Here is a 24,928-nt window from a genome sequence, read left to right on the forward strand (position 1 = left end):
CCCCCCCCACCCCCCCCCCCCCCCCCCCCCCCCCCCCCCCCGCCCCCCCCGGGCCCCCCCCCCCCCCGGGGGGGCCGGGGGGCGCCCCCCCCCCCCCCCCCCCCCCCCCCCCCGCTCCCGTGCCGACCCGGCGGGCGGACCCGGCCCGAGGCCGGGCCGTGTCCGCAGACCGGGTCGTGTCCGCTGCCGAACCGTCCCCGCTCAGTCGTCGTCGCCGACCGCCGAGCGCACCACGTCCGGCCTGTTGGTGATGATCCCGTCGACGCCGTACCCGGCCGCGCGCCGCGCGTCCGCCGCCTCGTCGACGGTCCACGTGTAGATCTCCAGCGGCTTGCCGTGCGGGCCTCTCATCGCGTGGATCGCCGCCACGTACGACCGCGAGATCGTGGTGTGCCGCGCGTTGATCTGGTCGACGAACGTCGCGTACTCCGGCAGCTCAGCGACCGAGGGCGTACCCAGGAAGCCCTTCTTGATGTCGGGTCGCAGCGCGTGCACCTTGCGCATGCTGTCCGCGTTGAAGCTCTGCCACACCAGCTTGCTGCTGACGTGCCCGCGGTCGAGCCAGCCCGTCTTCTCGAGCACCCGCAGCGTGTCCTGCTCGATGCCGGGGTACAGCTCCGGCTTCTTCACCTCGAGGACCAGCTTCTGGTTGTTCCGCTCGACCCGGTTCATGTACTGCTCGAGCGTCGGCACGCGCTCGCCCTTGTACTTGGCGTCGAACCAGCTGCCCGCGTCCAGCTTGGCGATCTCGGCGGAGGTGAAGTCCGCGACCTTCCAGGGAGCGCGGTCGGGGAAGACCTCCTCGACGTTCGTCGTCCGCTTCAGGTTGTCGTCGTGCATGACGACGAGCTCGCCGTCCTTGGTGCGCTGCACGTCGTTCTCGACCCAACGGAAGCCCATGTCCCGGGCCTTGTCGATGGCGGCGAGCGTGTTCTCGGGGGCGTACGCGGAGGCGCCGCGGTGGGCGACGACCAGCGGGCCGTCGGTGTCGGCGGGTGCCTGAACGGCGTTCGTGGTCTGCGGAGCGGCGGCGTGGGCCGTGGTCGTGGGGAGCAAGAGCGCGCCGACTCCCAGTAGCGCTGCGGCTGTTGCTGCTGCGGGACGTGCGTACACGTGGACTCCTCGGGTCGAGAGAGCGCGGACCGGACGAGAGTGACAGTCGATGACTAACAAGGGGCAGGCGCCGGATGGACACAGGTTGAACGGAGTTGCCCCGAGACAGCCCGAACACGCCCATGCCGCCGGATTCTTTGCCGAAAAATCGCTCGTACGTTTGTCGGTGCGCTCTAATCTCTGCTCAATCACTCGCTCTGAGAGGGTGATTGCACGGGGGCTCGCAGGTGATACCAAGTCAATTCAGGTGGAGGGGCTGCCACGCATGCAGGGGACGGTCGACGGATTCAGTTACGGGCTCGTCACGCCCGTGGTCGCGTACCTGATGGCCTGCCTCGGCGGTGCGCTGGGCCTGCGCTGCACCACCAGATCGCTGCTCGTGGAGAACTCCTGGCGGCCGGGCTGGCTCGCCCTCGGCTCGGCCGCCATCGGCTCGGGCATCTGGACCATGCACTTCGTGGCGATGATGGGGTTCGCCGTCGAAGGGGTCCCCGTCCGGTACGACGCCGCGATCACCTTCGCCAGCCTGGGCCTCGCCATCGTGATGGTCGGCATCGGGATCTTCATCGTGGGCTACCGCGGGGCGACGGTCATGGCGCTCTTCACGGGCGGCACCATCACCGGTCTCGGCGTCGCCTCCATGCACTATCTGGGCATGGCCGGAATGCGCCTGCAGGGCTCCCTCCGGTACGACACGTTCACCGTCTCCCTCTCTGTGGTGATCGCCGTCGTCGCGGCCACCGCCGCGCTCTGGGCCGCCGTACAGGTGCGGGGCTTCCTGTGGAGCCTCGGGGCCAGCCTCGTCATGGGGCTCGCGGTGACCGGCATGCACTACACCGGCATGGCCGCGCTCGACGTGCACCTGCACGGCTCCGGCAGCCTGCCGGCCGGTGACCCGCCCGCCGAACTGCTCGCGCCCATGATGATCGGCCCGCTCGCCTTCCTCGTTCTGGCCGGCGTGGTCGTGATGTTCGACCCGCTGATGGCGACGGGCGCCGACCGGCAGCGCGCGGAGCAGAGCCCGCGCCCCGGCCCCGCGCTCGTGCCCCGCCCCGGCATACCGGCCCACGGACCAGGCTCCGACGCGGCCCGGGGCCGCCCGCCCCGCCGCCGCACGTTCGTCCCGGCCCCGCCGCGAGGCCCGCGCTCCCGCCTCGACCGGTGATCACCGGTCGGCCGTCCGTACGCCTGTGACCAGGCAGGACGGCGGCTCAGGGCCGAATGCGGGGCCGGTTGTCAGTGGGGAGTCGTACGGTGGTTCTCATGCGGCCCGTATCCAAGATCGAACGCACGGTGGCGCCCTTCGAGGTCGTCAGCCCGTACCAGCCCAGCGGTGACCAGCCCACCGCCATCGCCGACCTCGACCGACGCGTCCGCGCAGGCGAGAAGGACGTCGTCCTGCTCGGCGCGACCGGCACCGGCAAGTCCGCCACCACCGCGTGGATGATCGAGAAGCTGCAGCGCCCCACGCTCGTGATGGCGCCGAACAAGACGCTCGCGGCGCAGCTGGCCAACGAGTTCCGCGAACTCCTGCCGAACAACGCCGTCGAGTACTTCGTCTCGTACTACGACTACTACCAGCCCGAGGCGTACGTCCCGCAGTCGGACACCTACATCGAGAAGGACTCCTCGATCAATGAGGAGGTGGAGCGCCTGCGCCACTCCGCCACCAACTCGCTGCTCACCCGGCGGGACGTCGTGGTGGTCGCCTCCGTCTCCTGCATCTACGGCCTGGGCACGCCGCAGGAGTACGTCGACCGCATGGTCTCCCTGAAGATCGGCGACGAGATCGACCGCGACCAACTCCTGCGCCGCTTCGTCGACATCCAGTACACGCGCAACGACCTCGCCTTCACGCGCGGCACCTTCCGCGTCCGCGGCGACACCATCGAGATCTTCCCGGTGTACGAGGAACTCGCGGTCCGCATCGAGATGTTCGGGGACGAGATCGAGGCGCTCTCCACCCTGCACCCGCTCACCGGCGAGGTCATCAGCGACGACGAGCAGCTGTACGTCTTCCCGGCCTCCCACTACGTCGCGGGCCCCGAGCGCATGGAGAAGGCGATCACCGGCATCGAGAAGGAGCTGGACGAGCGCCTGGCCGAGCTGGAGAAGCAGGGCAAGATGCTGGAGGCCCAGCGCCTGCGCATGCGCACCACGTACGACCTGGAGATGCTCCGCCAGATCGGCTCCTGCTCCGGCATCGAGAACTATTCGATGCACTTCGACGACCGCGACCCCGGCACACCCCCGCACACCCTCCTCGACTACTTCCCGGACGACTTCCTGCTCGTCCTGGACGAGTCCCACGTGACCGTCCCGCAGATCGGTGCCATGTACGAGGGCGACGCCTCCCGCAAGCGCACCCTCGTCGACCACGGGTTCCGGCTCCCCTCCGCGCTCGACAACCGCCCACTGAAGTGGGAGGAGTTCCAGGAGCGCATCGACCAGACCGTGTACCTCTCGGCCACCCCGGGGACGTACGAGCTCTCACGCGGGGACGGGCACGTAGAGCAGATCATCCGCCCCACCGGCCTGGTCGACCCGGAGGTCGTCGTCAAGCCCACGGAGGGGCAGATCGACGACCTGGTGCACGAGATCCGCACCCGCGCGGAGAAGGACGAGCGCGTCCTCGTCACCACGCTCACCAAGAAGATGGCCGAGGACCTCACGGACTACTTCCTCGAACTGGGCATCCAGGTCCGCTATCTGCACAGCGACGTCGACACCCTGCGCCGCGTCGAGCTGCTGCGGGAGCTGCGCGCGGGCGAGTTCGACGTCCTGGTCGGCATCAACCTCCTCCGTGAGGGCCTCGACCTGCCCGAGGTCTCCCTGGTGGCGATCCTCGACGCCGACAAGGAGGGCTTCCTGCGCTCAGGCACCTCCCTGATCCAGACCATCGGCCGCGCGGCGCGCAATGTCTCCGGCCAGGTCCACATGTACGCGGACAAGATCACCCCGGCGATGGAGAAGGCCATCGACGAGACCAACCGGCGCCGCGAGAAGCAGGTCGCGTACAACAAGGCGAACGGCATCGACCCGCAGCCGCTCCGCAAGAAGATCAACGACATCGTGTCGGCCATCGCCCGCGAGGAGGTCGACACGGAGGAGCTCCTCGGCTCCGGCTACCGCAAGGCCAAGGACGGCAAGGGCGCCAAGGCCCCGGTGCCGTCCCTCGGTTCGGCGAAGGGGCAGGACGCCGCGGCGGGCACGTCCGCCAAGTCGCGCAAGGCGGCCAAGGGGAAGGCCGAGCAGGTTCCCACGGACCGGCCCGCGGCCCAACTCGCCGAGCAGATCGAGGAGATGACCGACCGGATGCGCGCCGCGGCCGCGGACCTCCAGTTCGAGGTCGCCGCCCGGCTGCGTGACGAAGTGTCCGAGATGAAGAAGGAACTGCGTCAGATGAAGGAGGCGGGCCTCGCCTGAGACCGGTGAGGAACGCCTGAGCACGCCGCCGCACCCGGCCGGAGCCGACCGGCCGGCCGGGGTCGGCGGGATGTGTTGCAAGAACGCCACAAAGCGCTGTCCGGACTGCGGTGCTGTCAGTGGCACTGCGTAGGGTGCTGAGCAACCGCACTTGGGGCGGTTGGTCGTTGGGGAAAGGTTCGAGAGGGGACAGCGCGTGTCGGTCAACATGACGAAGGGGCAGGCGATCAGCCTGCAGAAGAATGACGGGGGCACCCTGACCGCGGTGCGCATGGGGCTCGGCTGGCAGGCGGCGCAGCGCCGCGGCCTGTTCGGCTCCCGGACCAAGGAGGTCGACCTCGACGCGTCGGCGGTCCTGTTCGCCGACAAGCAGCCGGTGGACGTGGTGTTCTTCCGCCACCTCGTCAGCGACGACGGCTCGGTGCGGCACACCGGTGACAACCTCGTCGGCGGCGTCGGCCAGGGCGGGGACGACGAGGCGATCCTCGTCGACCTGCAGCGCGTCCCGGTCCACATCGACCAGATCGTCTTCACGGTGAACTCCTTCACCGGACAGACCTTCCAGGAGGTGCAGAACGCCTTCTGCCGCCTGGTGGACGAGACGAACGGCCAGGAGATGTCCCGGTTCACGCTGGACGGCGGCGGCCAGTACACCGCCCAGATCATGGCCAAGGTGCACCGCACGGGCTCCGGCTGGTCCATGACGGCCCTCGGAACCCCGGCCAACGGCCGTACTTTCCAGGACCTGATGCCGTCGATCCTGCCGCACCTGTAAGCACACCCGTACGCGTCAACTAACGTACTGGCGGCGGCAGTTGAGGGCGGAAGTTGAGGCAGGCAACGGGCGCCGGTCTGACTGTGACGCCTGCAGAGGTGACGCCTGCAGAGGTGACGCCTGCAGAGGTGACGCCTGCAGAGGTGACGCCTGCAGAGGTGACGCCTGCAGAGGTGACGCCTGCAGGCGTGACGGCGGCAGACGTGTCGGCGGCAATTGAAGAAAAGCGCAACGAGGGGAACGAAGGCGATGACGGCCGAGCTGGTCAGGGGCCAGAACCACGTACTGCCCCAGACCCGACTGGAGATCCGGGTGTCGGCCGGCCGACCGATCGTGGCGGGTGCGACGCTCAGTGACGAGCAGGGCAAGGTCCGCGGAGCCGACTGGGTGGCGCACCCCGCGTCCCCCGGTGTGCCGGGCCTCGAGGTCTCCAAGCAGGCCGCAGCCGACCATCGCCTCGCCGTGGACCTCGGTGCCCTGCCGCCCGGCGCGGAGCGGGTCAACATCCTGCTGGCGCTGCCCGTCACCGACGGCTCCCAAGTGGCCGACGGCGGGGGAGGCCCGGTCAGGTTCGGCGCCCTGGCGGCCCCGTTCGTCGCGGTGACCGGGCTCGATGGCTCAGAGATCGCCAGCTACACGATCACGGACCTGGACGCGGAGTCCGCCGTGGTGGCCCTGGAGCTGTACCGCAGGCAGGGCGCCTGGAAGGTGCGCGCCGTGGGCCAGGGGTACGCGGGCGGGCTGGCCGCGATGCTCACCGACCAGGGGCTGCCGGACGGCCCGGCGCTCGCCGCCGAGATCCTGGACGCCGTGGCGAGCGGTGTGGCCCGTTCCGTCGCGGCGCCCCCGCAGCGCACCGCCGAGGGCGACCGGGTACGGCAGGCCGCGCCGCCCGCGCAGGAGACCCACGGCACGGCGGCCGCTTCGTCCGCCAACTCCCCGCACCCGGCTACGGCTTCCGCTCCTGACGGTCATGTGGCGCAGGCGCAGGCGCCGTCTCCGGTGCAGACCGGCCCGGCAGCGGCGGGCCCGGCGACCGGCCCCGCGCCGACCGGTGACGGCGGAGTCCCGCACCAGCCCGCGCCTACCCCGTCCTCCGCCGCACGTACGCCCGTCCGCTCCGACGAGCAGGGCGGCCGACCCGACGGGCACACCCAGCCGACCCAGGACCGCGTCGACCAGCCCGAGCCGCAGACCGCCACGACCGCCACCCCGGCGTCCACCGGCGGTCCCGTCGACTACACCCACCCCGCTCGTCGTACGGCCGCGCCGCCCGCGCCGGCGCCTGCCCCGCAGTCCGCGCAACCGGGCGCGCCCGCGCGGCCCGTCGCAGGTGACGCGACCGGCTGGTCCATGGAGGAGCGGCTCTACAACCAGGTGTGGGGCATGTTCGAGGACCTGGCCCGTACGGCCGCCGCGTACCGCAGTGCCGTGGACTTCGCCGAGTCCCGTATGGAGCAGGAGCTCGACCAGGTCCTCACCGACCCGCGCAGCCGGATCAGCGGGCAGGGCGACGCCGCGCGTGAGGCGGCCCGTGCCAAGCAGGCCAAGCTGGTCGAGCAGGCCAGGGAGGTCCTCGACCGGGACGTCGCCCAGCTCTCCGCCGAGGCCGATGTGGTCGAGCCCGCCCTGCCGCCGTCCTTCGCGGCCTGGGACAACCCGGTCTGGCACGCGTACCGCGTCCCGATGGAGGCGCCCATGGCGCTGCGCCTGGGTGACCTCCATCTGCCCGAGTGCGCCGATCTGCGGATCCCGATGCTGATCAGGCTGCCGCTCGAACGCGGACTCTGGATCGACAGCGGACGCACGTCCTCGTCGGCCACCGCGTCCCTGGCCGACAGCGAGGAGACGCGCGGCCTCGCCATGGACACGGCGGTGGCGCACGCGGCCCGGCTGCTCGCCGTGTACCCGCCCGGCGACTTCGCGGTGCATGTCATCGACCCCGCGGGCTCGGCGGCCGGATCGCTCGCTCCGCTGCGTGACTCGGGTGTGCTCGCCGATCCGCCCGCCGCAGGGGCGGCAGGGGTGTCCGAGGTCCTGGCCCGGCTGACGCGCCGGGTGGATCTGGTGCAGATGGCGGTGCGGGCGCGCGCCACGGACTCGCTGCCGCCCGATGTGGACACGGCCGAGCAACTGCTGATCGTCAACGACTTCCCGCACGGTTTCGACGACCGTGCCGTGACCCAGCTGCGGTACCTCGCCGACGAGGGCCCGGCGGTGGGCGTCCACCTGATGATGGTCGCCGACCGCGAGGACGCCGCGGAGTACGGACCGATCCTCGACCCGCTGTGGCGCTCGCTGCTGCGGCTCACGCCGGTGCCCGATGACCACCTCGCGGACCCGTGGGTCGGCCATGCCTGGACGTACGAGCCTTCGCTCACCCCGCCCGGCAGTGAGGTGCTGAGCGACGTCCTGGCCCGGGTCGCCGACGCGCGCAGAGCCTGGGGACGTTGAGATGGTCAAGGCGGGTTTTGCTCACGACCCCCATCGCAAAACCCCTCTGACCTGCACGTTTGGTTTGTGCTTTACTTCACTCTTTACCTTTCCTTGGTAATTCGCGTACTCTTCATCTCGCGGAGGGGAGTACTCCCTGAATGCGGCGTTCCCGTCAATACGGATCTGGGCCAGGTCCCGGGGCGTCGGCCCGCCGAGCGTTCGTGAGAGCGGCGCCTCGGGTGGAAGAGACCTCCGGCAGCGACGACGCTGGTGTTTGTGCCGTTACGTACTGCCGGAGGCGCAGTGGATGTTTCCCTGACCCTATGGGTCCTCACGATCGTGGGCCTGTGTGCCCTGATCGGTGCTGACTTCTTCATCGGGCGCAAGCCCCATGACGTATCCATCAAGGAAGCCGGAATCTGGACGGTCGTCTGGATCGTTCTCGCCGCGCTCTTCGGGCTCGGCCTGCTGATCTGGGGCGGTGGACAGCCCGCGGGCGAGTTCTTCGCCGGCTTCATCACCGAGAAGTCGTTGAGCGTCGACAACCTCTTCGTCTTCGTACTGATCATGGGCAAGTTCGCGGTGCCCTCGCAGTACCAGCAGCGAGTCCTGCTCGTCGGCGTCCTCATAGCTCTCGTGCTCCGCGCGATCTTCATCGCCGCCGGTGCCACGATCATCGCGAGCTTCTCGTGGGTGTTCTACATCTTCGGCGCGTTCCTGATCTACACCGCCTGGAAGCTGATCCAGGAGGCCAGGGCCGAGGAGGAGGACGAGGAGTGGGAGGAGAACAAGCTCCTGAAGGCGGCCGAGAAGCGCTTCGGCGTGGCCGACCGCTACCACGGCACCAAGCTGTGGATCGAGGAGAACGGCAAGAAGGTCATGACGCCGATGCTGGTCGTCATGCTGGCGATCGGTAGCACCGACGTCCTCTTCGCCCTGGACTCCATCCCCGCGATCTTCGGCCTGACCCAGGATCCGTACATCGTCTTCACCGCCAACGCCTTTGCCCTGATGGGTCTGCGGCAGCTGTACTTCCTCATCGGCGGACTGCTGAAGAAGCTGGTCCACCTGAGCTACGGCCTGTCGGTGATCCTCGGCTTCATCGGCGTGAAGCTGGTCCTGCACGCACTGCACGAGAGCGGTGTGCACGTACCGGAGATCTCCATTCCGTTCTCCCTCGGCGTCATCTGTGCCGTGCTGATCGTCACCACGATCACCAGCCTGATCGCCGCGAAGAAGCAGGAGGCCCAGGAGGCCGCCAAGAGCGCGGACCTGCCGGGCGGCGAACAGTCGGAGGCCAAGCAGCTCAAGGCCGAAGACGGTTCGGTGAAGTCCGAGCGTTCGAAGGACGACATAGAGGCCTGACGGCCACGGCCGGCGCGACAGTCGGTCGGCGCGACAGTCGGTCGGCGCGACAGCCGGCCGGCGCGTCCGGCGCACGAGAACGGTGACAGCCCGTCTCCGCCCCGCAGGGGGTGTAGACGGGCTGTCGCCGATCTGTCGACGCGACGCGAGAGCGTCGAGCCATGACCTCGTACGCGACACAGCTCCCCGTCCGGTTCCTCCACGTCGTCCGCGCCCGACGCCTCACACCGCGCATGGCCCGCATCACCCTCGGCGGCGCCGACCTCGCCGACCTCCGCCTCGACGGCCCCGACCAGCAGGTCAAGCTGTACTTCCCGAAGCCCGGCCAGGACCGCCCGCGCCTGCCCGAAGCCGGGGCCGGAGGCGGGGATCCGATGCGCTGGTACGAGGGGTTCCACGCGATCCCCGAGGCGGAACGTCCCTGGATGCGCAGCTACACCGTGCGCGCGCACCACCCGGTGGACGCGACGATCGACATCGACTTCGTGCTGCACAGCGACGGCGGGCACGGCGACGGCGGGCACGGCGCCTGCGGGCACGGAGACAGCGGGCATCGAGATGTGCTGCACGGTGACGCGGGCGTGGGCCCCGCCACCCGCTGGGCTGCCCGGGCACAACCCGGCGACGTGATCGGCATGTTCGGCCCATCGGCCCACTACTCGAAGCCGGTCCCGCTCGGCATCGCCAACTGGACGCTCCTCGCCGGGGACGAGACGGCGCTGCCCGCGCTCGGCACGATCATCGAAGCCTTGCCGGAGGGCGCCAAGGCGGTCGCCTGCATCGAGGTTCAGGACGCGGCCGACGAGCAGCAGTTCACGACCCGCGGCGAACTGACCGTGCACTGGCTGCACCGGGGCGAGACCCCCGCCGGGCACGCGGGCCTGTTGCTCGGCGCGATCCGGAGCGCCACCTTCCCCGAAGGCTCCGCCTACGCCTGGCTGGCCGGTGAGGCCGGTGCCGTACGCGCGCTGCGTCGCCATCTGGTGGGGGAGCGGGGCATGGCCAAGAAGGACGTCGACTTCGCCGGGTATTGGAGACTGCGTCTCACACAGGACGACGCCCCCACGGCAGACGACCTGGCCGACGCCCAGGAGCTTCTCGCACAGGCCCAGGCACAGGCCCAGGCACAGGCCAAGGCGCAGGCGCAGGCCAAGGCGCGGACCCAGACCCAGGCACAGGCGCAGAACTAGGCAAAGGCCCAGCGAGGGGCCCGGGCTCAGGGGCGACCCCGTAGGGGCGGCCGGTGGCGGGAGACGGGAGACGGGAGACGGGGGACGGGCGTCGGGTGGCGGGTCGAGCACCCTCACACCAAAGCCGCCGCCTCCCGCACGGACAGCTTGCTCCCGCGCGCATGGGCCGCTTCGTAAGCCGCGGACCCCAGGGCCGTGCGCAGCTCGGCCTCGGCGCGCGACCGTATCTCCGCCGCGTCGGGGAACGGCCTGAAGCCGAAACTCCCGCTCAGCCCATATCCGTCGTACGCGCCGAGCAGCCGCGCCCCGTCCGCGCCCGCGCCGAGCCGTGACTTGGCCCAGGCGGCGACGAGGAACTGGTCGGCGACGAGCCACGGCGCGACCAGGTACGCCACGCTCTCCATCCGGCGCACCGCCCGCCCGACGTGCTCCGCGGCCTGCTCGAACCTCCCGTCCAGACAGTCCAGCCACGCCCGTTGCCCCGCGAGCGCCCCCTCGAACAGCGCCGACACCCCGCCGGGCAGGGACCGCTCCAGCTCCAGCAACTCCTCTCGCGCTCGATCGGTCCGGCCCGAGGCGCCGTAGTGCTGCACGAGCAGCAGCCGGGCGGTGCTGACCGGCTCGCCACCGAACCGGTCCGCCTCTCGCGCCGCCTCGCGCAGCAGCCCTTCCGCCTCCTCCCGCTCCGTCCCGTCGCCCGCGATCCGCAGCCGTACATCCGCCAACCGCGCCTTGAACAATGGCACTTGATGGTGCGCCCCGATCCGCACGGCCTCCGTCATCGCCCGCTCGAGGTCCACGGCCGCCTCCGCGTACCGCCCCCGGCGCGCGTGCTCCTCGCCCCGAGCGGCGAGCGACTCGGCGATGCCCCACGGGTTGTCGGCCCGCTCGAAGTGGCCGAGGGCCAGGTCGGCGTCGCCTGCCGACGGTTCCGGTGCCTCCGGACGGTCGTGCGCCAGTCGCGCTCGCATCAGGTACGTGAACCCGAGCTCCCAGGCGTGCGCCTGCCGCCAGCGCTCATCCAGGGCCTCGATGTCCCGCACGACCGCGTCCATCGTCTCCTCGACATCCGCGAACTCGCCCGTCATCAGCCGCGCGAAGTACCACACCGACCCGGGCTGGCGGCTGACCTGCGGCATCCCGGAGCGGTACGCCGCCACGACCCGACGCATGTACGCCTGCGTCTCCGGCCGCGCGAGCGCGTCCGCGTCTCCCTCTGGACTGGTCGCCTGCACGAGGAGCCGGATCCCGCGCCGCGCCTCCCACAGCTGTTCCTCGTCCCAGGGCGGCGGGCGGTCGGTGCACCGCTCCTCCAGCGGCACCGCGACCCGAACCGGATCCTCGAAGGGGTCCGGGCCCAGCGCGGCGACCGCCGAGGACCAGATACGGGCGTCCGCCTGGTGGCCCCGCAGCTGCCAGAACCAGCTCATCGACAGCGCCAGGCACAGCCCGTCCTGCTCCGACCCCAGCTCGACCGCGGTACGCAGAGCTGTGCGTACGTTGTCGTGCTCGCGCTCGAACCGCCGCAGCCGGCCCACCTGCCGCGGCCCGCGCAGCTCCGGTTCGCCGATGCGCATCAGCTCCCGGTACGCGGTGAGATGCCGTCGTACGACGGACTCCCGCTCTCCGGCCTCGGTGAGGCGCTCGGTGGCGTACTCGGCGACTGTTTCGAGCAGCCGGTACCGCATGCCCTCGTAGGCGTATGGAGTTGTCGTCATGTCCGTGCTCCAGAGCTCGCCCTCCTCTCTTTGGGGTGCATCGGTTCCATGGCGTGCGTCGGTTTCCTCGGCTCCCGGTGGTGTCGCCACCACGAGGGACTTGTCGACCAGGGACGCGAGCGTCTCCAGCGTGCCCGCGCCGCACACTTCCTCCGCCTGCTCCACGGTGCAGCCGCCCGAGAAGACGGAGAGCCGCCGCAGCACCGTCCGCTCGGCCTCGTCGAGCAGGTCCCACGACCAGTCCACGACGGCGCGCAGCGTCTGCTGCCGGGGCAGGGCCGTGCGGCTGCCGCTGCCCCGGCCGAGCAGCCGGAACCGGTCGTCCAGCCGGTCCGCCAGTTGTCGTGCGGTGAGCAACCGCAGCCGTGCGGCGGCCAGTTCGACCGCCAGGGGCAGGCCGTCGAGCCGGAGGCAGATCTCCGCGCAGGCGTCCGGATCGTCCTGGACGCGGAAGCCCGGCCGCGCGGCCGCACCCCGAGCGGCGAGCAGCCGAAGCGCCACGTCCTGCGGCAGCGGCTCGACGGGCCGCACCGCCTCCCCGGGCACTCCGAGCGGCTCCCGGCTGGTTGCCAGGACGGTCACCTCGGGGCACTCGGTGAGCAGCGCGTGCACCAACTCGGCGGCGGCGCCCACCAGATGTTCGCAGTTGTCGAGGACGAGCAGGAGCCGTCGACGTCGGCAGTGCTCGACCAGTTGCGCCAACGGGTCGCGGGGCGCGGGCTGCAGCTCCTCGGCGGACGCACCGGGGCCGCGCACCGTCGTCTCGCGGGCGCCAAGGGCCGTGAGCACCGCCTCAGGGACGGTCTCCGCATCACGTACGGGCGCCAGCTCGGCCACCCATACGCCGTCCTGCCACACCTCCTTCCCCGCTGTCTCGTGCCCTGTCCGGGCCGCCTCCGTCGCCAGTCGCGTCTTGCCGACACCGCCGGGGCCGAGCAGCGTGACAAGTCGCTGCTTCTGCAACTCCCCGGCGAGGAGCAGGAGTTCCGACTCGCGGCCGACGAAGGAGGTGAGGGGAGCGCGAAGGTTGCCCGGAGCGTGCGCCCCGGGCGCGGGGGAGCGCGACGGGTGGCCAGTGGACGGAAGCGCCGCCTCCGGGCTCCCGGAAGCCGATCCCGGACCGTCGCCGGCGCCTGGCGACGGCCGAAGCAACTCGGCGTGCAGCGACCGCAGTTCGGCACCCGGGGATGTGCCCAGCCGCTCGGCAAGTCCGGCCCGTACCTCCTCGTAGCCCGCCAGGGCCTGGGCGGTGCGCCCCGTGGCGTGCAGGGCGCGCAGCCACAGTGCCTGCAGCGGCTCGTCGAGCGGGTTCTCGGCGGCCGACGCGGTGAGTTCTCCCAGCGCCGCGTCCGCCTGGCCCAGGGCGACCTGCGCTGCCAGCCGGTTGCGGTGTGCCGTGTCGCGCAGCCGCTCCATGCGTACGGCCAGCGGGTCCGTCGCGTGTCCGGGGAGGTCGAGCAGCGCGGGCCCGCTCCAGAGGGCGAGTGCCTCGTCGAACAGCGCCACCGCGCGTGCGGCGTCGCCCGCTGCGGAGGCGGCCGCCCCCGCTGATGCGAGCCGTTCAAAACGGTGCAGGTCGATGTCGTCGGGATCGGCGGCCAGCAGATAGCCGCCGGGCGCCGAGGCCACCGTTGTGTGCCCGAGCGTGCGCCGCAGCCTGCCGACCAGCGCCTGCAAGGCCTTCACCGCGTCCGCCGGCGGCTCTTCGTCCGGGCCCCACACCTGGGCGATCAGCTGCCCCACGGTCACGCTTCGACCGCAGTCGGCGGCCAGAGCGGTCAGCAGCGCGCGCAGCCGTGCGCCGCCCGGCGAGGCCTCCTCGCCGTCGGGGTGCAGCACGCGCGTGGGGCCGAGTACGCGGTAGTGGGGAGTCACCCGACCATTGTCCAAGCTGCACGGAGGTGCCGCCCACGGCGCCGGGAGGCCTCACCGCACGCGGCGGCACGCGCTCGCCAGGGGCTTCTGACCGCACGAGAGGAACAAGCACCGCGCGTGTGCGTCACCGAAAGCAGCGCACACCACTCCGGAAGCGCCGTGACGCCCCGCTGCAGCGAGCCCGCCGCCGCGGAACCGTACCGCCGCCCGCGCCCGGCCCAGCGCCTCACCGCCGCGGTGTCCGAGCGACAGCCACAGCGTGTACGCCGTGAACCCGAGCGTCGCCCGCAGCAGCCCCGCCAAGGCCGACTCGTCCGCCGGGCCCTGCGCCCCACCCGCTGCCAGGTGCGCGGCGAGGACTGCCCGTTGGCGGGGCCGATGTCACGGTCGCCGGGGCACCGGGCACGCCCAGTTGCCCGATCGACGCCAGGGTGCGTCCCAACCATGCGGCGAGAGCCCCGGGTGCGACTGCCGAATCAACCACTACAGGGTGGGCGTTCTCGACGAACTCCACCACGCGCGCGTGCGTGGCGTCGATGTCGTGCCAGAAGCCGACAGCGGGTTCGGGCGGGGTGACGGGACGGGCCAGGGGGAGGCCGGCGATGTAGGCGGCCCGGTCGAGGGTGTGGGCTCGTGCCATGTGGCGGCGCTGCCAATCCTCAGACGCCGCCTGGGTCTTGACGACCCACCGTCCCTCGGTGGTGTAGAGATCCCACACCCTCCCGGAGCTGCCTCCGCGCAGCGCCCGCGCAGCGACAGTCCTCCCTGGGGACGACGACGCCCCGCCACGGTGTGACGGGGCGGGTCGGGGGTCGGGGCTCGGCCGGAGGTCTACCAGCCGCGCTCGCGCCACTCCGCCAGGTGCGGCCGCTCGGCGCCCAGGGTGGTGTCGTTGCCGTGGCCCGGGTAGACCCAGGTCTCGTCGGGGAGCTGCCCGAAGAGCTTGGTCTCGACATCGTCGATCAGGCTCACGAACGCCTTCGGGTCGTTGTGTGTGTTCCCCACACCCCCCGGGAAGAGGCAGTCGCCGGTGAACACATGCGGGTGACCGTGCGGGTCGTCGTAGACGAGGGCGATCGAGCCCGGCGTGTGGCCCACCAGGTGGCGGGCGGTCAGCTCGACGCGGCCCACCTTGATCGTGTCCCCGTCCTCGACCGGAACGTCGGTCGCCACGGGAATGCCGTCCACGTCGAAGCGCCCCGCGTACGTGCGCGCGCCGGTCGCGGTCACGACCTCCTGCAGTGCGCCCCAGTGGTCGCCGTGCCGGTGCGTGGTGACCACTGACGTGATCCCGCTCGGGCCGATGAAGTCGAGCAGCGTGCCCGCCTCGGCCGCCGCGTCGATCAGGAGCTGCTCGCCGGTACCCCGGCAGCGCAGCAGATACGCGTTGTTGTTCATGGGGCCGACGGCGATCTTGGAGATCATCAGGTCCGCGAGCTCGTGCACGTCCGCGGGTCCACCGACCTTCACCGCTCCGCTGTACGTCATGGATTCACCCTACCGAGCAGGAAGTGCATGCAGCCTAGGGACCGGGCTGCCTACGGACCGGACTGCTTCCCGTACTGCCTACAGAGCGGGCAGAACGGGAAGCAGTCCGCCGTCGCAGTCCAGGCCCGCGCCCTCGCGGCGGCCGGCGAGCCAGCCCAGCAGATCGGCGGAGGGGCCGATCACGGAGATGACGTCGCCGTCCTGGCGGCCGGTGGTCCACTGGCCGCCGTCGGTGGCGGTGACCGCGATCTCCGGCACGGTGGAATTGCCGGAGAAACGGTCCGCGAGGAACGTGATCTCGCGCCGCGTGAAGTCCGCCGACAGGTCCTCCAGCTCGTAGCCGATGTTCAGGTCGACGTGGTGCAGCTCCACCTCGATCAGACGCCGGAACGGCACACGCGAGGCGGTGTCGGTCACGCCGTTGCGCAGCTCCACGGTCCGCGACCAGTCGGCGTCGACGGAGGTAGCCTCCAGGAACCGCTCCGCGCTCTCGCGCAGGTCGGCCAGCTGCTCCGGCTGCGGTCGCGGGGCGTCCCGCTCGATGTCGCCGTCGCGGTCGGCGGCGCTCGCGTACATGGGACGACCCGCGAGGACGTTCACCAGGGCGTCCGCGTTGCGGGACACGTGGGCCAGGACGTGGCCGCGGGTCCACCCCGGAAGCCGTGACGGCGCGGCGACCGCCGCGTTGTCCAGTTTGCCGACCGCGGTCAGGAGCCGATCGGTCGCTTCGCGTAGGGACTCCAGGTCACGCACATGATCACTCATGGCTCCGACGATAGCCCCGGCACTCGTACGGGTGAAGCCGCCGGACCGTGACCGTAAATCGAATGCGCGTGCTATAGCCTGGGTCGAGGCACTCTTGGACTGTTGGAATGCGAAGCGGTGCCGAGGAGTTTCAAGCAGTGCAGTCCTTCGCTGTGGCGGCCCCCATAGTCTGTTGAGACGGGGGCCCCGCCCCCGCTTCTCTAGTGAAAGGTGCGGACCGGCGTGGCCGACCGTCTCATCGTCCGTGGCGCGCGCGAGCACAACCTGAAAAATGTCTCGCTCGACCTTCCGCGTGACTCGCTCATCGTCTTCACCGGTCTGTCCGGCTCCGGTAAGTCCTCGCTGGCGTTCGACACGATCTTCGCCGAGGGCCAGCGCCGGTACGTGGAGTCCCTCTCCTCGTACGCGCGCCAGTTCCTCGGCCAGATGGACAAGCCCGACGTCGACTTCATCGAGGGCCTCTCCCCGGCCGTCTCGATCGACCAGAAGTCGACCTCGCGCAACCCCCGCTCCACGGTCGGCACCATCACCGAGGTGTACGACTACCTGCGCCTGCTCTTCGCGCGCATCGGCAAGCCGCACTGTCCCGAGTGCGGCCGCCCCATCGCGCGCCAGTCGCCGCAGGCGATCGTCGACAAGGTCCTGGAGCTCCCCGAGGGCAGCCGTTTCCAGGTGCTTTCGCCGCTGGTGCGTGAGCGCAAGGGCGAGTTCGTCGACCTCTTCTCCGACCTCCAGACCAAGGGCTACAGCCGCGCGCGTGTGGACGGGCAGACCATCCAGCTCTCCGAGCCGCCCACGCTGAAGAAGCAGGAGAAGCACACCATCGAGGTGGTCGTCGACCGCCTCACCGTCAAGGACTCCGCCAAGCGCCGCCTCACCGACTCCGTGGAGACCGCCCTCGGCCTCTCCGGCGGCATGGTCGTACTCGACTTCGTCGACCTCCCCGAGGACGACCCCGAGCGCGAGCGGATGTACTCCGAGCACCTCTACTGCGCGCACGACGACCTCTCCTTCGAAGAGCTCGAACCCCGCTCCTTCTCGTTCAACTCGCCCTTCGGCGCCTGCCCGGACTGCACCGGCATCGGCACGCGCATGGAGGTCGACCCCGAGCTGATCGTGCCCGACGAGGACAAGTCCCTCGACGAAGGCGCCATCCACCCCTGGTCGCACGGCCACACCAAGGAGTACTTCGGCCGCCTCACCGGAGCCCTCGCCGACGCCCTCAGCTTCAGTGCGGACACCCCCTGGGCGGCGCTCCCGCAGCGCGCGAAGAAGGCCCTCCTCAACGGCCACAAGACCCAGATCGAGGTCCGCTACCGCAACAGGTACGGCAGGGAGCGGGTGTACACCACGCCCTTCGAAGGCGCCGTCCCCTTCGTGAAGCGGCGGCACAGCGAGGCCGAGAGCGACGCCAGCCGCGAGCGCTTCGAGGGGTACATGCGCGAGGTGCCCTGCCCCACCTGTGAAGGCACCCGCCTCAAGCCGATCGTCCTCGCCGTCACCGTGATGGGCAGGTCGATCGCCGAGGTCTCCGCCATGTCGATCGCCGACTGCGCGGACTTCCTGGCCGAGCTGAAGCTCAACGCGCGCGACAAGAAGATCGCCGAGCGCGTCCTCAAGGAGGTCAACGAACGGCTGCGCTTCCTGGTCGACGTCGGCCTGGACTACCTCTCCCTGAACCGCGCCGCGGGCACCCTCTCCGGCGGCGAGGCCCAGCGCATCCGCCTCGCCACCCAGATCGGCTCCGGCCTCGTCGGCGTGCTCTACGTCCTGGACGAGCCCTCCATCGGCCTGCACCAGCGGGACAACCACCGGCTCATCGAGACCCTGGTCCGCCTGCGCGACATGGGCAACACCCTGATCGTGGTCGAGCACGACGAAGACACGATCAAGGTCGCGGACTGGGTCGTCGACATCGGCCCCGGCGCCGGTGAGCATGGCGGCAAGGTCGTCCACAGCGGCCCCTTGAAGGAGCTGCTGAACAACGCCGAGTCGATGACCGGCAAGTACCTCGCGGGCGAGAAGGCCATCCCGATCCCCGACATCCGCCGCCCCGCCGACCCGGCCCGCCGCCTCACGGTGCACGGCGCCCGGGAGAACAACCTGCAGGACATCGACGTGTCGTTCCCGCTCGGTGTCCTCACCGCGGTCACCGGAGTCTCCGGCTCCGGCAAGTCGACGCTGGTCAACGACATCCTGTACACCCACCTGGCCCGTGAGCTGAACGCCGCCCGCAACGTCCCGGGCCGGCACACGCGCGTGGACGGCGACGACCTCGTCGACAAGGTGGTGCACGTCGACCAGTCGCCCATCGGCCGGACGCCGCGCTCCAACCCGGCGACGTACACCGGAGTCTTCGACCACGTCCGCAAGCTGTTCGCCGAGACCACCGAGGCGAAGGTCCGCGGATACATGCCCGGACGCTTCTCGTTCAACGTCAAGGGCGGCCGCTGCGAGAACTGCTCGGGCGACGGCACGATCAAGATCGAGATGAACTTCCTGCCGGACGTGTACGTCCCGTGCGAGGTCTGCCACGGCGCGCGGTACAACCGCGAGACCCTGGAAGTGCACTACAAGGGCAAGTCCATCGCCGAGGTCCTGGACATGCCCATCGAGGAGGCGCTCGGCTTCTTCGAGGCCGTCCCGACGATCGCCCGCCACCTCAAGACGCTCAACGAAGTCGGCCTGGGGTACGTGCGGTTGGGCCAGTCCGCGCCCACCCTGTCCGGCGGTGAGGCGCAGCGCGTCAAGCTCGCGAGCGAACTCCAGAAGCGCTCCACGGGCCGCACCGTGTACGTCCTGGACGAGCCCACCACCGGCCTGCACTTCGAGGACATCAGCAAGCTGATCAACGTCCTGTCCGGACTGGTCGACAAGGGCAACACGGTCATCGTCATCGAGCACAACCTCGACGTGATCAAGACAGCCGACTGGGTCGTGGACATGGGCCCCGAAGGCGGCAGCGGCGGCGGCCTCGTCATCGCCGAAGGCACCCCGGAGGAGGTGGCGGGCATCCCCGCCAGCCACACCGGCAAGTTCCTGCGGGACACCCTCGGGTCGGACCGGGTCAGCGACGCGACGGTGCCCCCGGCCCGTAAGCGCACCACGAAGAAGGCGGTGAACAGCACGGTGGCGGCCAAGGCTCCCGCCAAGAAGACCGTCACAGCGAAGGCCGTCACAGCGAAGACCGGCACAGCGAAGGGCGCCGCCAAGAAGACGGCCAAGGCCACCGCCCCGGCCACGGCCCCGGCCAAGACGGCGGCACGCACGCGTAAGGCCTGACGAGACCCGGCCCCGCCGGGGGGACCCCGGCCCGCCGGGAACCCGGGCCCCAGCCGGCCCGTAGAGGCGACGCTCGCCGGACGGACTCCACCCAGGTCCGTCCGGCGAGCGACCTCCCCGACGGACTCCACTCGGGTCCGTCCGGCGAGCGAGCACCCCGGCAAGGGCTGCGGCACGGGGCAGGACCGTCCCCGAGGAATGGCCCCGGCAACTAGCCGTTTTCGACACCGGCCGTATCGACAACCGGCCGTAATCGACAACTGGCCGTAATCCACGCGCAGTCGGAGCAGGCGCCCCCTACCGTGGGCCCATGCGCAACCCGGGGAGGCATGTCGAGAGAGCCGCAAGAGGAATCGCCGCCTTCGCCCGCCACCCCCTCAAGGACCGCCCCGACGAGTCCTGGCTCGTGCGCCGCTGGCCCGACCTCACAGCCACCTGCGTCGCCACCGTCTTCTTCTGGCTCTCCCTGACCCCCTCGCTCGTCCCCAGACCCTGGTACCTCCAAGGCGTCATCGGAGGCATCACCGCAGCCATCGGATACGCCGTCGGCTCCACCCTCAGCACCCTCTTCCGCGCCCTCGTCCGCAGGCGGCCGAGCGAGCCCGCCCGCGTCCGCTGCTGGCAGGCCTACTGGGTGCTCAGCCCCGTACTCGCCGGATGGCTGCTCGCGGAGAGTGCGCGGATGCAGCGCCAACTACGCGCCCTCCAGGGCCTGCCGCCCGCCCTCACCTGGGACTCCGCGCTGATCGCGCTGATGACCGTGGCGATCGCCCTGCTCGTCCTCCTCCTCGCCCGACTGATCCGCCTCGGCTCCAGCCGGCTCATCCACGGCCTCGGCCGACTGCTCCCCAGGCCCGTCGCGGTCGGCCTCGGGCTGCTGATCAGCGCCCTGCTCGTCACCGTCGGCATCCGTGACGTCGTCTTCGACCGCGGCATCATCGACGTCGCCGACCGCATCGCCCAGGCCACCAACTTCGGCACCAAGGACGGCATCCACAGGCCCACATCCCGGTTGGTGTCCGGAGGCCCCGAATCGCTGATCCGCTGGCAGGACCTCGGCTTCCAGGGGCGGAACTTCACCGGCTCCAGCCTGAGCGCCGCCCGCATCTCGGCGTACACCGGCCGGCCCGCGAAAAGCCCGGTGCGCGTCTACATCAGCTCCTCCGCGCCCGAGGCCTTCAGCGAGGACGAGGACGAGCCGTTCCAGGCCCAAGCGCAGCTCGCGGTACGGGAGTTGAAGCGGACCGGAGCCTTCGACCGCGAGGTGCTCGCCATCGCCGGAACCACCGGGTCCGGCTGGGTCGACGCCACCGTGGCCGAGTCACTGGAGTACATGTACGGCGGCGACACGGCCATCGTCGCCGTCCAGTACTCGTACCTGCCGAGCTGGGTCTCCTTCCTCGTCGACAAGGAGAAGGCCGGGCAGTCCACGCGCGCCCTCGTTGAGGCCGTACGCACAGAGCTCGACGCGCTGCCCGAGCGGCAGCGGCCCCGGCTGGCCGTCACCGGCGAGAGCCTCGGCGCGTACGCCATCGAGGACTCCTTCGGCAGCGTCGACGCACTCCTCGGCGGCACCGACGGCGCGCTCCTCATCGGCACCCCCCACTTCTCGCCCGTGTCCCAGGAGCTCCGCGCCCGCCGTGACGAAGGCAGCCCTGTGTGGCGGCCACAGTTCGAAGACGGCAGGAATGTGCGCTTCGCACAGTTCCCCGAGAAGGATCTGCGACGCCCGCCCGCCGACTGGGGGCATCCCCGCGCGGTCTATCTGCAGAACGCGTCCGACCCGGTCGTCTGGTGGTCGCCCGACCTGCTCCTCGAACGCCCGCAGTGGCTGGACCAGCCCCTCGGGCCGGACATCACGCCGGAGATCGACTGGTTCCCGTTCGTGGGCTTCTGGCAGACGACCGTCGACATGGCCGTCTCGTACGGCGTGGACGCACCGCACGGACACCGCTATGGCGCCGGATCCGTCGACGGCTGGGCCGCCGTCCTGCCGCCCGACGGCTGGCGGGAGCAGGACACCGAGCGGCTGCGCCGGCACCTGGAGGCCCGGAAGTCCCCGTACTGACCCGCCGGTCCCGGTACCGACCAGCCGGTCCCCGTACTGACCCGCTGGTCCACGTACTGACCCGCCGGTCCCCGTACCGACCAGCCGGTCACCGTGCAGACCGCCGGTCGCGTACTGACCCGCCCGTCACCGTACTGATCTGCACCGGTATCGTCGCTTGCGTCACCGGCGCCCTACCGCCGACCTCACCGACACCCTGACCAGTGGAGACCCCATGCCCGGCAAGGCCGCTGCCCGTCGTACCGTCCTGAAAGGCGCGGCCCTCGCGGGTACGGCAGGTCTCGGCGTCGCGGCCTGCTCGACGGAGTCCAAGGTCGGGCACGCCCAGAACCCCACGCCCACCGCGCCCGTCGACCTCGGCGACGCGGAGGCGGTGCCGGTCGGCGGCGTGAAGCTCTACCGCGAGCAGCGCCTGCTCGTGACGCGCTCCGCCGACGGCGAGTACAAGGCGTTCAGCGCCCAGTGCACGCACGCCGGCTGCGTCCTCGACAAGATCGAGAAGGACGAGGGCAACTGCCCCTGCCACGGCAGCAGGTTCGACATCCACACCGGCAAGGCCCTCAAGGGCCCGGCCACCGTGCCGCTGCCGAAGGTCCCCGTGCGGACCGAGAAAGGCAAGCTGATCGCGGGCCCGGAGGCCTGAGGCGCACCACGGGCGCTCACTCCCAGTCCCACCCGATCCCCAGCAGCCCCGCCCGCACCTCCGGCTCCACCAGGTGCACGAAGCGGTGCCGCCCGCTCAGCGTGAGGTCCTCCAGGCCGCTGCGCCGCGCCGCCGCCGAGTGCTGGGCGAAGCGGTGGCAGCGCACCGGCAGCGCCCTCGGATGGAAGCGCACCTGCAGCGCGTACTGCCCGCCCGTAAAGCTGAAGCCACGGACGTACTCGCTGCTCGCGCCCGCAGTGCCGTCCTCGAACGCGTAGTGGAAGAGATGGGTGTCGCCGGTCCGCAGCCGGGTGTCGAAGAGCAGCTCGGCGAGCAGGATCCCCGACGCCTGGTGCCAACGCACCCTCCCTGTACGGCAGTTCTCGATCGCCCTGACCTTCACCCGGTCCGGGGCACACCCCGGATCGCCATGGTGGATGGCCATATATCGGTCCACGCCGTCGTGGTGGGCGCGCACTATGTGCTGTGAATCGCGGCCGAGCAGCTCCCGGCGCGCGCCGATCCGTACGCGCTCCTGGTGGCCGACCGTGTGCAGCCCGCCGTCCAGGGGCAGCCCGAGGCCGCCGAGGAGCGTCTCGATCACGCCGGAGACATCGACGAGCGAACGGTACGAGCGGGTCGGCGGCCGCTCCGCCCCGGTGTTCAGGTCGAGCAGCCTGAGCAGGGACTCCTCCGGCAGCCGCAGCACCTCCTCCAGGGCACGGACCGCGCGCAGCGACTCGGGGCGCTGCGGTCTGCGGGCGCCCTGCTGCCAGTAGCTCAGGCTGGTGACACCGACGTGCACCCCCTTGCCCGCCAGATGGTGCCGCACCCGGTGCAGGGGCAGGCCCCGTACGCTGATCGCCGCGCGCAGGGCGACATGGAACGGGCCGCTGCGCAGGGCGGAGGCCAACTCGGCCGCCTCCGGGGAGTTTTCACCGGCGCTCCGCATGGGGCACCCCTCCTTGTGAACGTTCACGCCGACCGTGTCGCCGAAGCGCCTGCTCGTGCGCTCGCTGCCTGGTCGCCGCGGGGGACGTGTTCACACTCGTACGCCCCCGTTCACGTCCCGTGCCACCCCGCATTGAAGCGGGTTGACCTGCTCCGGACAACACCTGATGCTCCTGCACAGCGTCCGGACGCGCTCCTCCACTCCCCACCCCTGCTCAGGGAGGAACGCGATGCGCAACCGAAAGAGACGGCTGCTCGCCGCCGCAGCGATCGCGGCGACGGCCGTCCTCACCGCCCCCACGGCCCACGCAGACCCCACCACGACCAGCGGGACCCCCACCCGCGCCACCGCCCCGGCCGACGACGTCTCCGCGCTCGCCGCGGGCCGCCTCGACATCACGATGCAGGCGCAGCAGAAGTCCAACTGGTGCTGGGCGGCGGCCGGGAACACCATCGCCGCCTACCTGGGCGAGAACTACTCGCAGAACCAGTTCTGCAACGCCGCCTTCAACCGGCAGCAGGGCCCCGACTGCCCCAACAACCAGGCCACGCTCGGCAATGTGCAGACGGCGCTGCGCTGGATGGGCGTCAATCCCGGCTCGTACGTCAACGGCTGGCTGCGCTACCCCACGGTGCAGAGCGAGGTGAACGCGGGACGGCCCGTGGAGACCCGCATCCAGTGGTCCAACGGCGGCGGCCACATGCACGTCCTGTACGGCTACGACGACGCGAACAGCTGGGTCTACTGGGGCGACCCCTGGCCCTCCAGCGACCGCTACAACTGGGCCTCGCACGACTGGTACGTGAACAACGGCACGTTCTCCTGGACCCACTCGCTCTACCGGATCGGGGCGTGAGCGCGATGAGCCGACCCGTACGCCTGAAGGCCGTGCTCGCCGGTACGGCGGCCACGCTGCTGCTCGGCCTCGGCGCACCGCACGCGGTCGCCGAGACGCCCGCCCGGGACGAGGCCCCGTCCGCCGCCGCCCGCTCGGCCGCCCACAGGGCCGCCGATGCGCCCGGCACCCGGGCCACGCTGTCCCGCTTCTTCGCCCGCGAGGGAACCGTCACCGTGCGTGCGGCCGAACCGCGCATCAAGGGTGAGGCCGTTCCCGTGTACTACTTGGCGCCTGATTTCGTCGCCGGAAAGAAGGGCGCCCCGGTCGCCCGCCGGGAGTTCCTGGCCAGCAAGGCTGTGTCGTCCGACGGCCAGGAGGCGTCCCTGTGGACGGTGGAACAGGGCGGCACCTGGAAGGTGGTGAACATCGCCACAGGGGACGACGAAACGCACTACGCGCGCGTGGGTGCCGAAAAGCTCCCTGGAGGCACCGTCTTTCATGAGCCGCAGATCAACGCCTGGTACGTGACGCGGCACGCGCGCGTGCTGCCCCTCGACCGGGACGCCGTCCGCGCGATCGGCGCCGACGGAACCTCACTGTCCGCCTACCGCGGCCGAGTTGAGCGCGCGTACGGCGACAAGCTCCCCGGCTCCCCGTACGCGAAGTCGGGCAAGGCGGGCGGCTACGCACCGCGGTCCGAGCCCGCCGCAGGCACGCGGGCCCAGCCCGCCGCACCCGCCCAGGCCCAGCCCGCCGCAGGCACGCAGGCCCAGCCCGACGAGGCCTCCGACCCCGCCCTGACCGTGGCCTCCACCGCCGCCGGCCTCGGCGCGTGCGTGGCCCTCGGCCTGACCGTCGTACGCACCGTACGGACCCGCCGTCGGGCAGCCGAGACGGCCTAGCGGCCACACGACCAGCACGAGCCGCCACCCCCCGAGCGATGCCGCCCGCACCCGTGGGCGGCATCGCGGTGCCCGGCCCCGGCTGTCAGTCC

The 24,928-nt window shown here is 71.0% G+C and carries 16 protein-coding genes; 11 read left to right on the forward strand and 5 right to left on the reverse strand.

The annotated features are described in order from the left end of the window. Positions 1-201 precede the first annotated feature (201 nt). Complete coding sequence (locus QIT00_RS22895) at positions 202-1,113, reverse strand: glycerophosphodiester phosphodiesterase (RefSeq protein ID WP_282537234.1); 912 nt, start codon at positions 1,111-1,113, stop codon at positions 202-204. Positions 1,114-1,378: 265 nt separating this feature from the next. Here QIT00_RS22895 and QIT00_RS22900 point away from each other — a divergent pair, with 265 nt between their 5' ends. The 6 genes from QIT00_RS22900 to QIT00_RS22925 all read left to right on the forward strand — a co-directional run bounded on the left by QIT00_RS22900 (position 1,379) and on the right by QIT00_RS22925 (position 10,305). Next, positions 1,379-2,278, forward strand: coding sequence for an MHYT domain-containing protein (locus tag QIT00_RS22900; RefSeq protein ID WP_282537235.1), 900 nt, complete (start codon positions 1,379-1,381; stop codon positions 2,276-2,278). A gap of 98 nt (positions 2,279-2,376) precedes the next feature. Beyond that, positions 2,377-4,539 carry an excinuclease ABC subunit UvrB gene (gene uvrB / locus QIT00_RS22905; RefSeq protein WP_282537236.1) on the forward strand — a complete coding sequence of 721 codons (2,163 nt, stop codon included), beginning with the start codon at positions 2,377-2,379 and terminating at the stop codon, positions 4,537-4,539. 196 nt (positions 4,540-4,735) lie between these two features. After that, complete coding sequence (locus QIT00_RS22910; RefSeq protein WP_282537237.1) at positions 4,736-5,314, forward strand: TerD family protein; 579 nt, start codon at positions 4,736-4,738, stop codon at positions 5,312-5,314. A gap of 249 nt (positions 5,315-5,563) precedes the next feature. Beyond that, positions 5,564-7,768 carry a TerD family protein gene (locus QIT00_RS22915; protein WP_282537238.1) on the forward strand — a complete coding sequence of 735 codons (2,205 nt, stop codon included), beginning with the start codon at positions 5,564-5,566 and terminating at the stop codon, positions 7,766-7,768. A 285-nt stretch (positions 7,769-8,053) separates the two neighbouring features. Continuing rightward, the gene (locus tag QIT00_RS22920) at positions 8,054-9,115 is read left to right on the forward strand and encodes a TerC family protein (RefSeq protein WP_282537239.1); all 1,062 of its coding nucleotides are present in this window, start codon (positions 8,054-8,056) and stop codon (positions 9,113-9,115) included. Between the two features lie 161 nt (positions 9,116-9,276). Continuing rightward, on the forward strand, positions 9,277-10,305 hold the full coding sequence (locus QIT00_RS22925) for a siderophore-interacting protein (protein WP_282537240.1): 1,029 nt from the start codon (positions 9,277-9,279) through the stop codon (positions 10,303-10,305). 113 nt (positions 10,306-10,418) lie between these two features. Here QIT00_RS22925 and QIT00_RS22930 read toward each other — a convergent pair whose 3' ends face one another. The 3 genes from QIT00_RS22930 to QIT00_RS22940 form a co-directional block, all read right to left on the reverse strand. Beyond that, entirely contained in the window at positions 10,419-13,898 is a 3,480-nt protein-coding gene (locus tag QIT00_RS22930) for an AfsR/SARP family transcriptional regulator (RefSeq protein ID WP_282537241.1), read from the reverse strand. A gap of 831 nt (positions 13,899-14,729) precedes the next feature. Then, positions 14,730-15,386 (reverse strand): MBL fold metallo-hydrolase, encoded by a 657-nt coding sequence (locus QIT00_RS22935; RefSeq protein ID WP_282537242.1) that lies wholly within the window; start codon positions 15,384-15,386, stop codon positions 14,730-14,732. A 78-nt stretch (positions 15,387-15,464) separates the two neighbouring features. Beyond that, a complete protein-coding gene (locus tag QIT00_RS22940; RefSeq protein ID WP_282537243.1) occupies positions 15,465-16,151 on the reverse strand; it encodes a maleylpyruvate isomerase family mycothiol-dependent enzyme in 687 nt (228 codons plus the stop codon). Between the two features lie 222 nt (positions 16,152-16,373). Between QIT00_RS22940 and uvrA the strand changes: the two genes are divergently transcribed. From uvrA to QIT00_RS22955, 3 genes are all read left to right on the forward strand, one after another. Next, positions 16,374-19,433 carry an excinuclease ABC subunit UvrA gene (gene uvrA, locus QIT00_RS22945; RefSeq protein ID WP_282537244.1) on the forward strand — a complete coding sequence of 1,020 codons (3,060 nt, stop codon included), beginning with the start codon at positions 16,374-16,376 and terminating at the stop codon, positions 19,431-19,433. A 310-nt stretch (positions 19,434-19,743) separates the two neighbouring features. Next, positions 19,744-21,501 (forward strand): alpha/beta hydrolase, encoded by a 1,758-nt coding sequence (locus QIT00_RS22950; protein ID WP_282537245.1) that lies wholly within the window; start codon positions 19,744-19,746, stop codon positions 21,499-21,501. 214 nt (positions 21,502-21,715) lie between these two features. After that, positions 21,716-22,144 carry a Rieske (2Fe-2S) protein gene (locus tag QIT00_RS22955; RefSeq protein ID WP_282537246.1) on the forward strand — a complete coding sequence of 143 codons (429 nt, stop codon included), beginning with the start codon at positions 21,716-21,718 and terminating at the stop codon, positions 22,142-22,144. Between the two features lie 16 nt (positions 22,145-22,160). Here the strand turns inward: QIT00_RS22955 and QIT00_RS22960 are convergent, their stop codons facing one another. Beyond that, the gene (locus tag QIT00_RS22960; RefSeq protein ID WP_282537247.1) at positions 22,161-23,096 is read right to left on the reverse strand and encodes a hypothetical protein; all 936 of its coding nucleotides are present in this window, start codon (positions 23,094-23,096) and stop codon (positions 22,161-22,163) included. Positions 23,097-23,325: 229 nt separating this feature from the next. Between QIT00_RS22960 and QIT00_RS22965 the strand changes: the two genes are divergently transcribed. Then, complete coding sequence (locus QIT00_RS22965) at positions 23,326-23,952, forward strand: papain-like cysteine protease family protein (protein WP_282537248.1); 627 nt, start codon at positions 23,326-23,328, stop codon at positions 23,950-23,952. Between the two features lie 5 nt (positions 23,953-23,957). Next, complete coding sequence (locus tag QIT00_RS22970; RefSeq protein WP_282537330.1) at positions 23,958-24,836, forward strand: hypothetical protein; 879 nt, start codon at positions 23,958-23,960, stop codon at positions 24,834-24,836. Positions 24,837-24,928: the final 92 nt, after the last annotated feature.

This window comes from Streptomyces luteolus (genome assembly GCF_029968015.1).
Taxonomy (GTDB): Bacteria; Actinomycetota; Actinomycetes; order Streptomycetales; family Streptomycetaceae; genus Streptomyces; species Streptomyces luteolus.

What these genes read in the sequence shown, in the direction of transcription:
- QIT00_RS22925 (WP_282537240.1), top strand. Translation starts at nt 9,277, where the DNA reads ATGACCTCGTACGCGACACAGCTCCCCGTCCGGTTCCTCCACGTCGTC.
- QIT00_RS22970 (WP_282537330.1), top strand. Translation starts at nt 23,958, where the DNA reads ATGAGCCGACCCGTACGCCTGAAGGCCGTGCTCGCCGGTACGGCGGCC.
- QIT00_RS22935 (WP_282537242.1), bottom strand. Translation starts at nt 15,386, where the DNA reads ATGACGTACAGCGGAGCGGTGAAGGTCGGTGGACCCGCGGACGTGCAC.
- QIT00_RS22940 (WP_282537243.1), bottom strand. Translation starts at nt 16,151, where the DNA reads ATGAGTGATCATGTGCGTGACCTGGAGTCCCTACGCGAAGCGACCGAT.
- QIT00_RS22900 (WP_282537235.1), top strand. Translation starts at nt 1,379, where the DNA reads ATGCAGGGGACGGTCGACGGATTCAGTTACGGGCTCGTCACGCCCGTG.
- QIT00_RS22960 (WP_282537247.1), bottom strand. Translation starts at nt 23,096, where the DNA reads ATGCGGAGCGCCGGTGAAAACTCCCCGGAGGCGGCCGAGTTGGCCTCC.
- QIT00_RS22955 (WP_282537246.1), top strand. Translation starts at nt 21,716, where the DNA reads ATGCCCGGCAAGGCCGCTGCCCGTCGTACCGTCCTGAAAGGCGCGGCC.
- uvrB (WP_282537236.1), top strand. Translation starts at nt 2,377, where the DNA reads ATGCGGCCCGTATCCAAGATCGAACGCACGGTGGCGCCCTTCGAGGTC.
- QIT00_RS22965 (WP_282537248.1), top strand. Translation starts at nt 23,326, where the DNA reads ATGCGCAACCGAAAGAGACGGCTGCTCGCCGCCGCAGCGATCGCGGCG.
- QIT00_RS22915 (WP_282537238.1), top strand. Translation starts at nt 5,564, where the DNA reads ATGACGGCCGAGCTGGTCAGGGGCCAGAACCACGTACTGCCCCAGACC.
- QIT00_RS22950 (WP_282537245.1), top strand. Translation starts at nt 19,744, where the DNA reads ATGCGCAACCCGGGGAGGCATGTCGAGAGAGCCGCAAGAGGAATCGCC.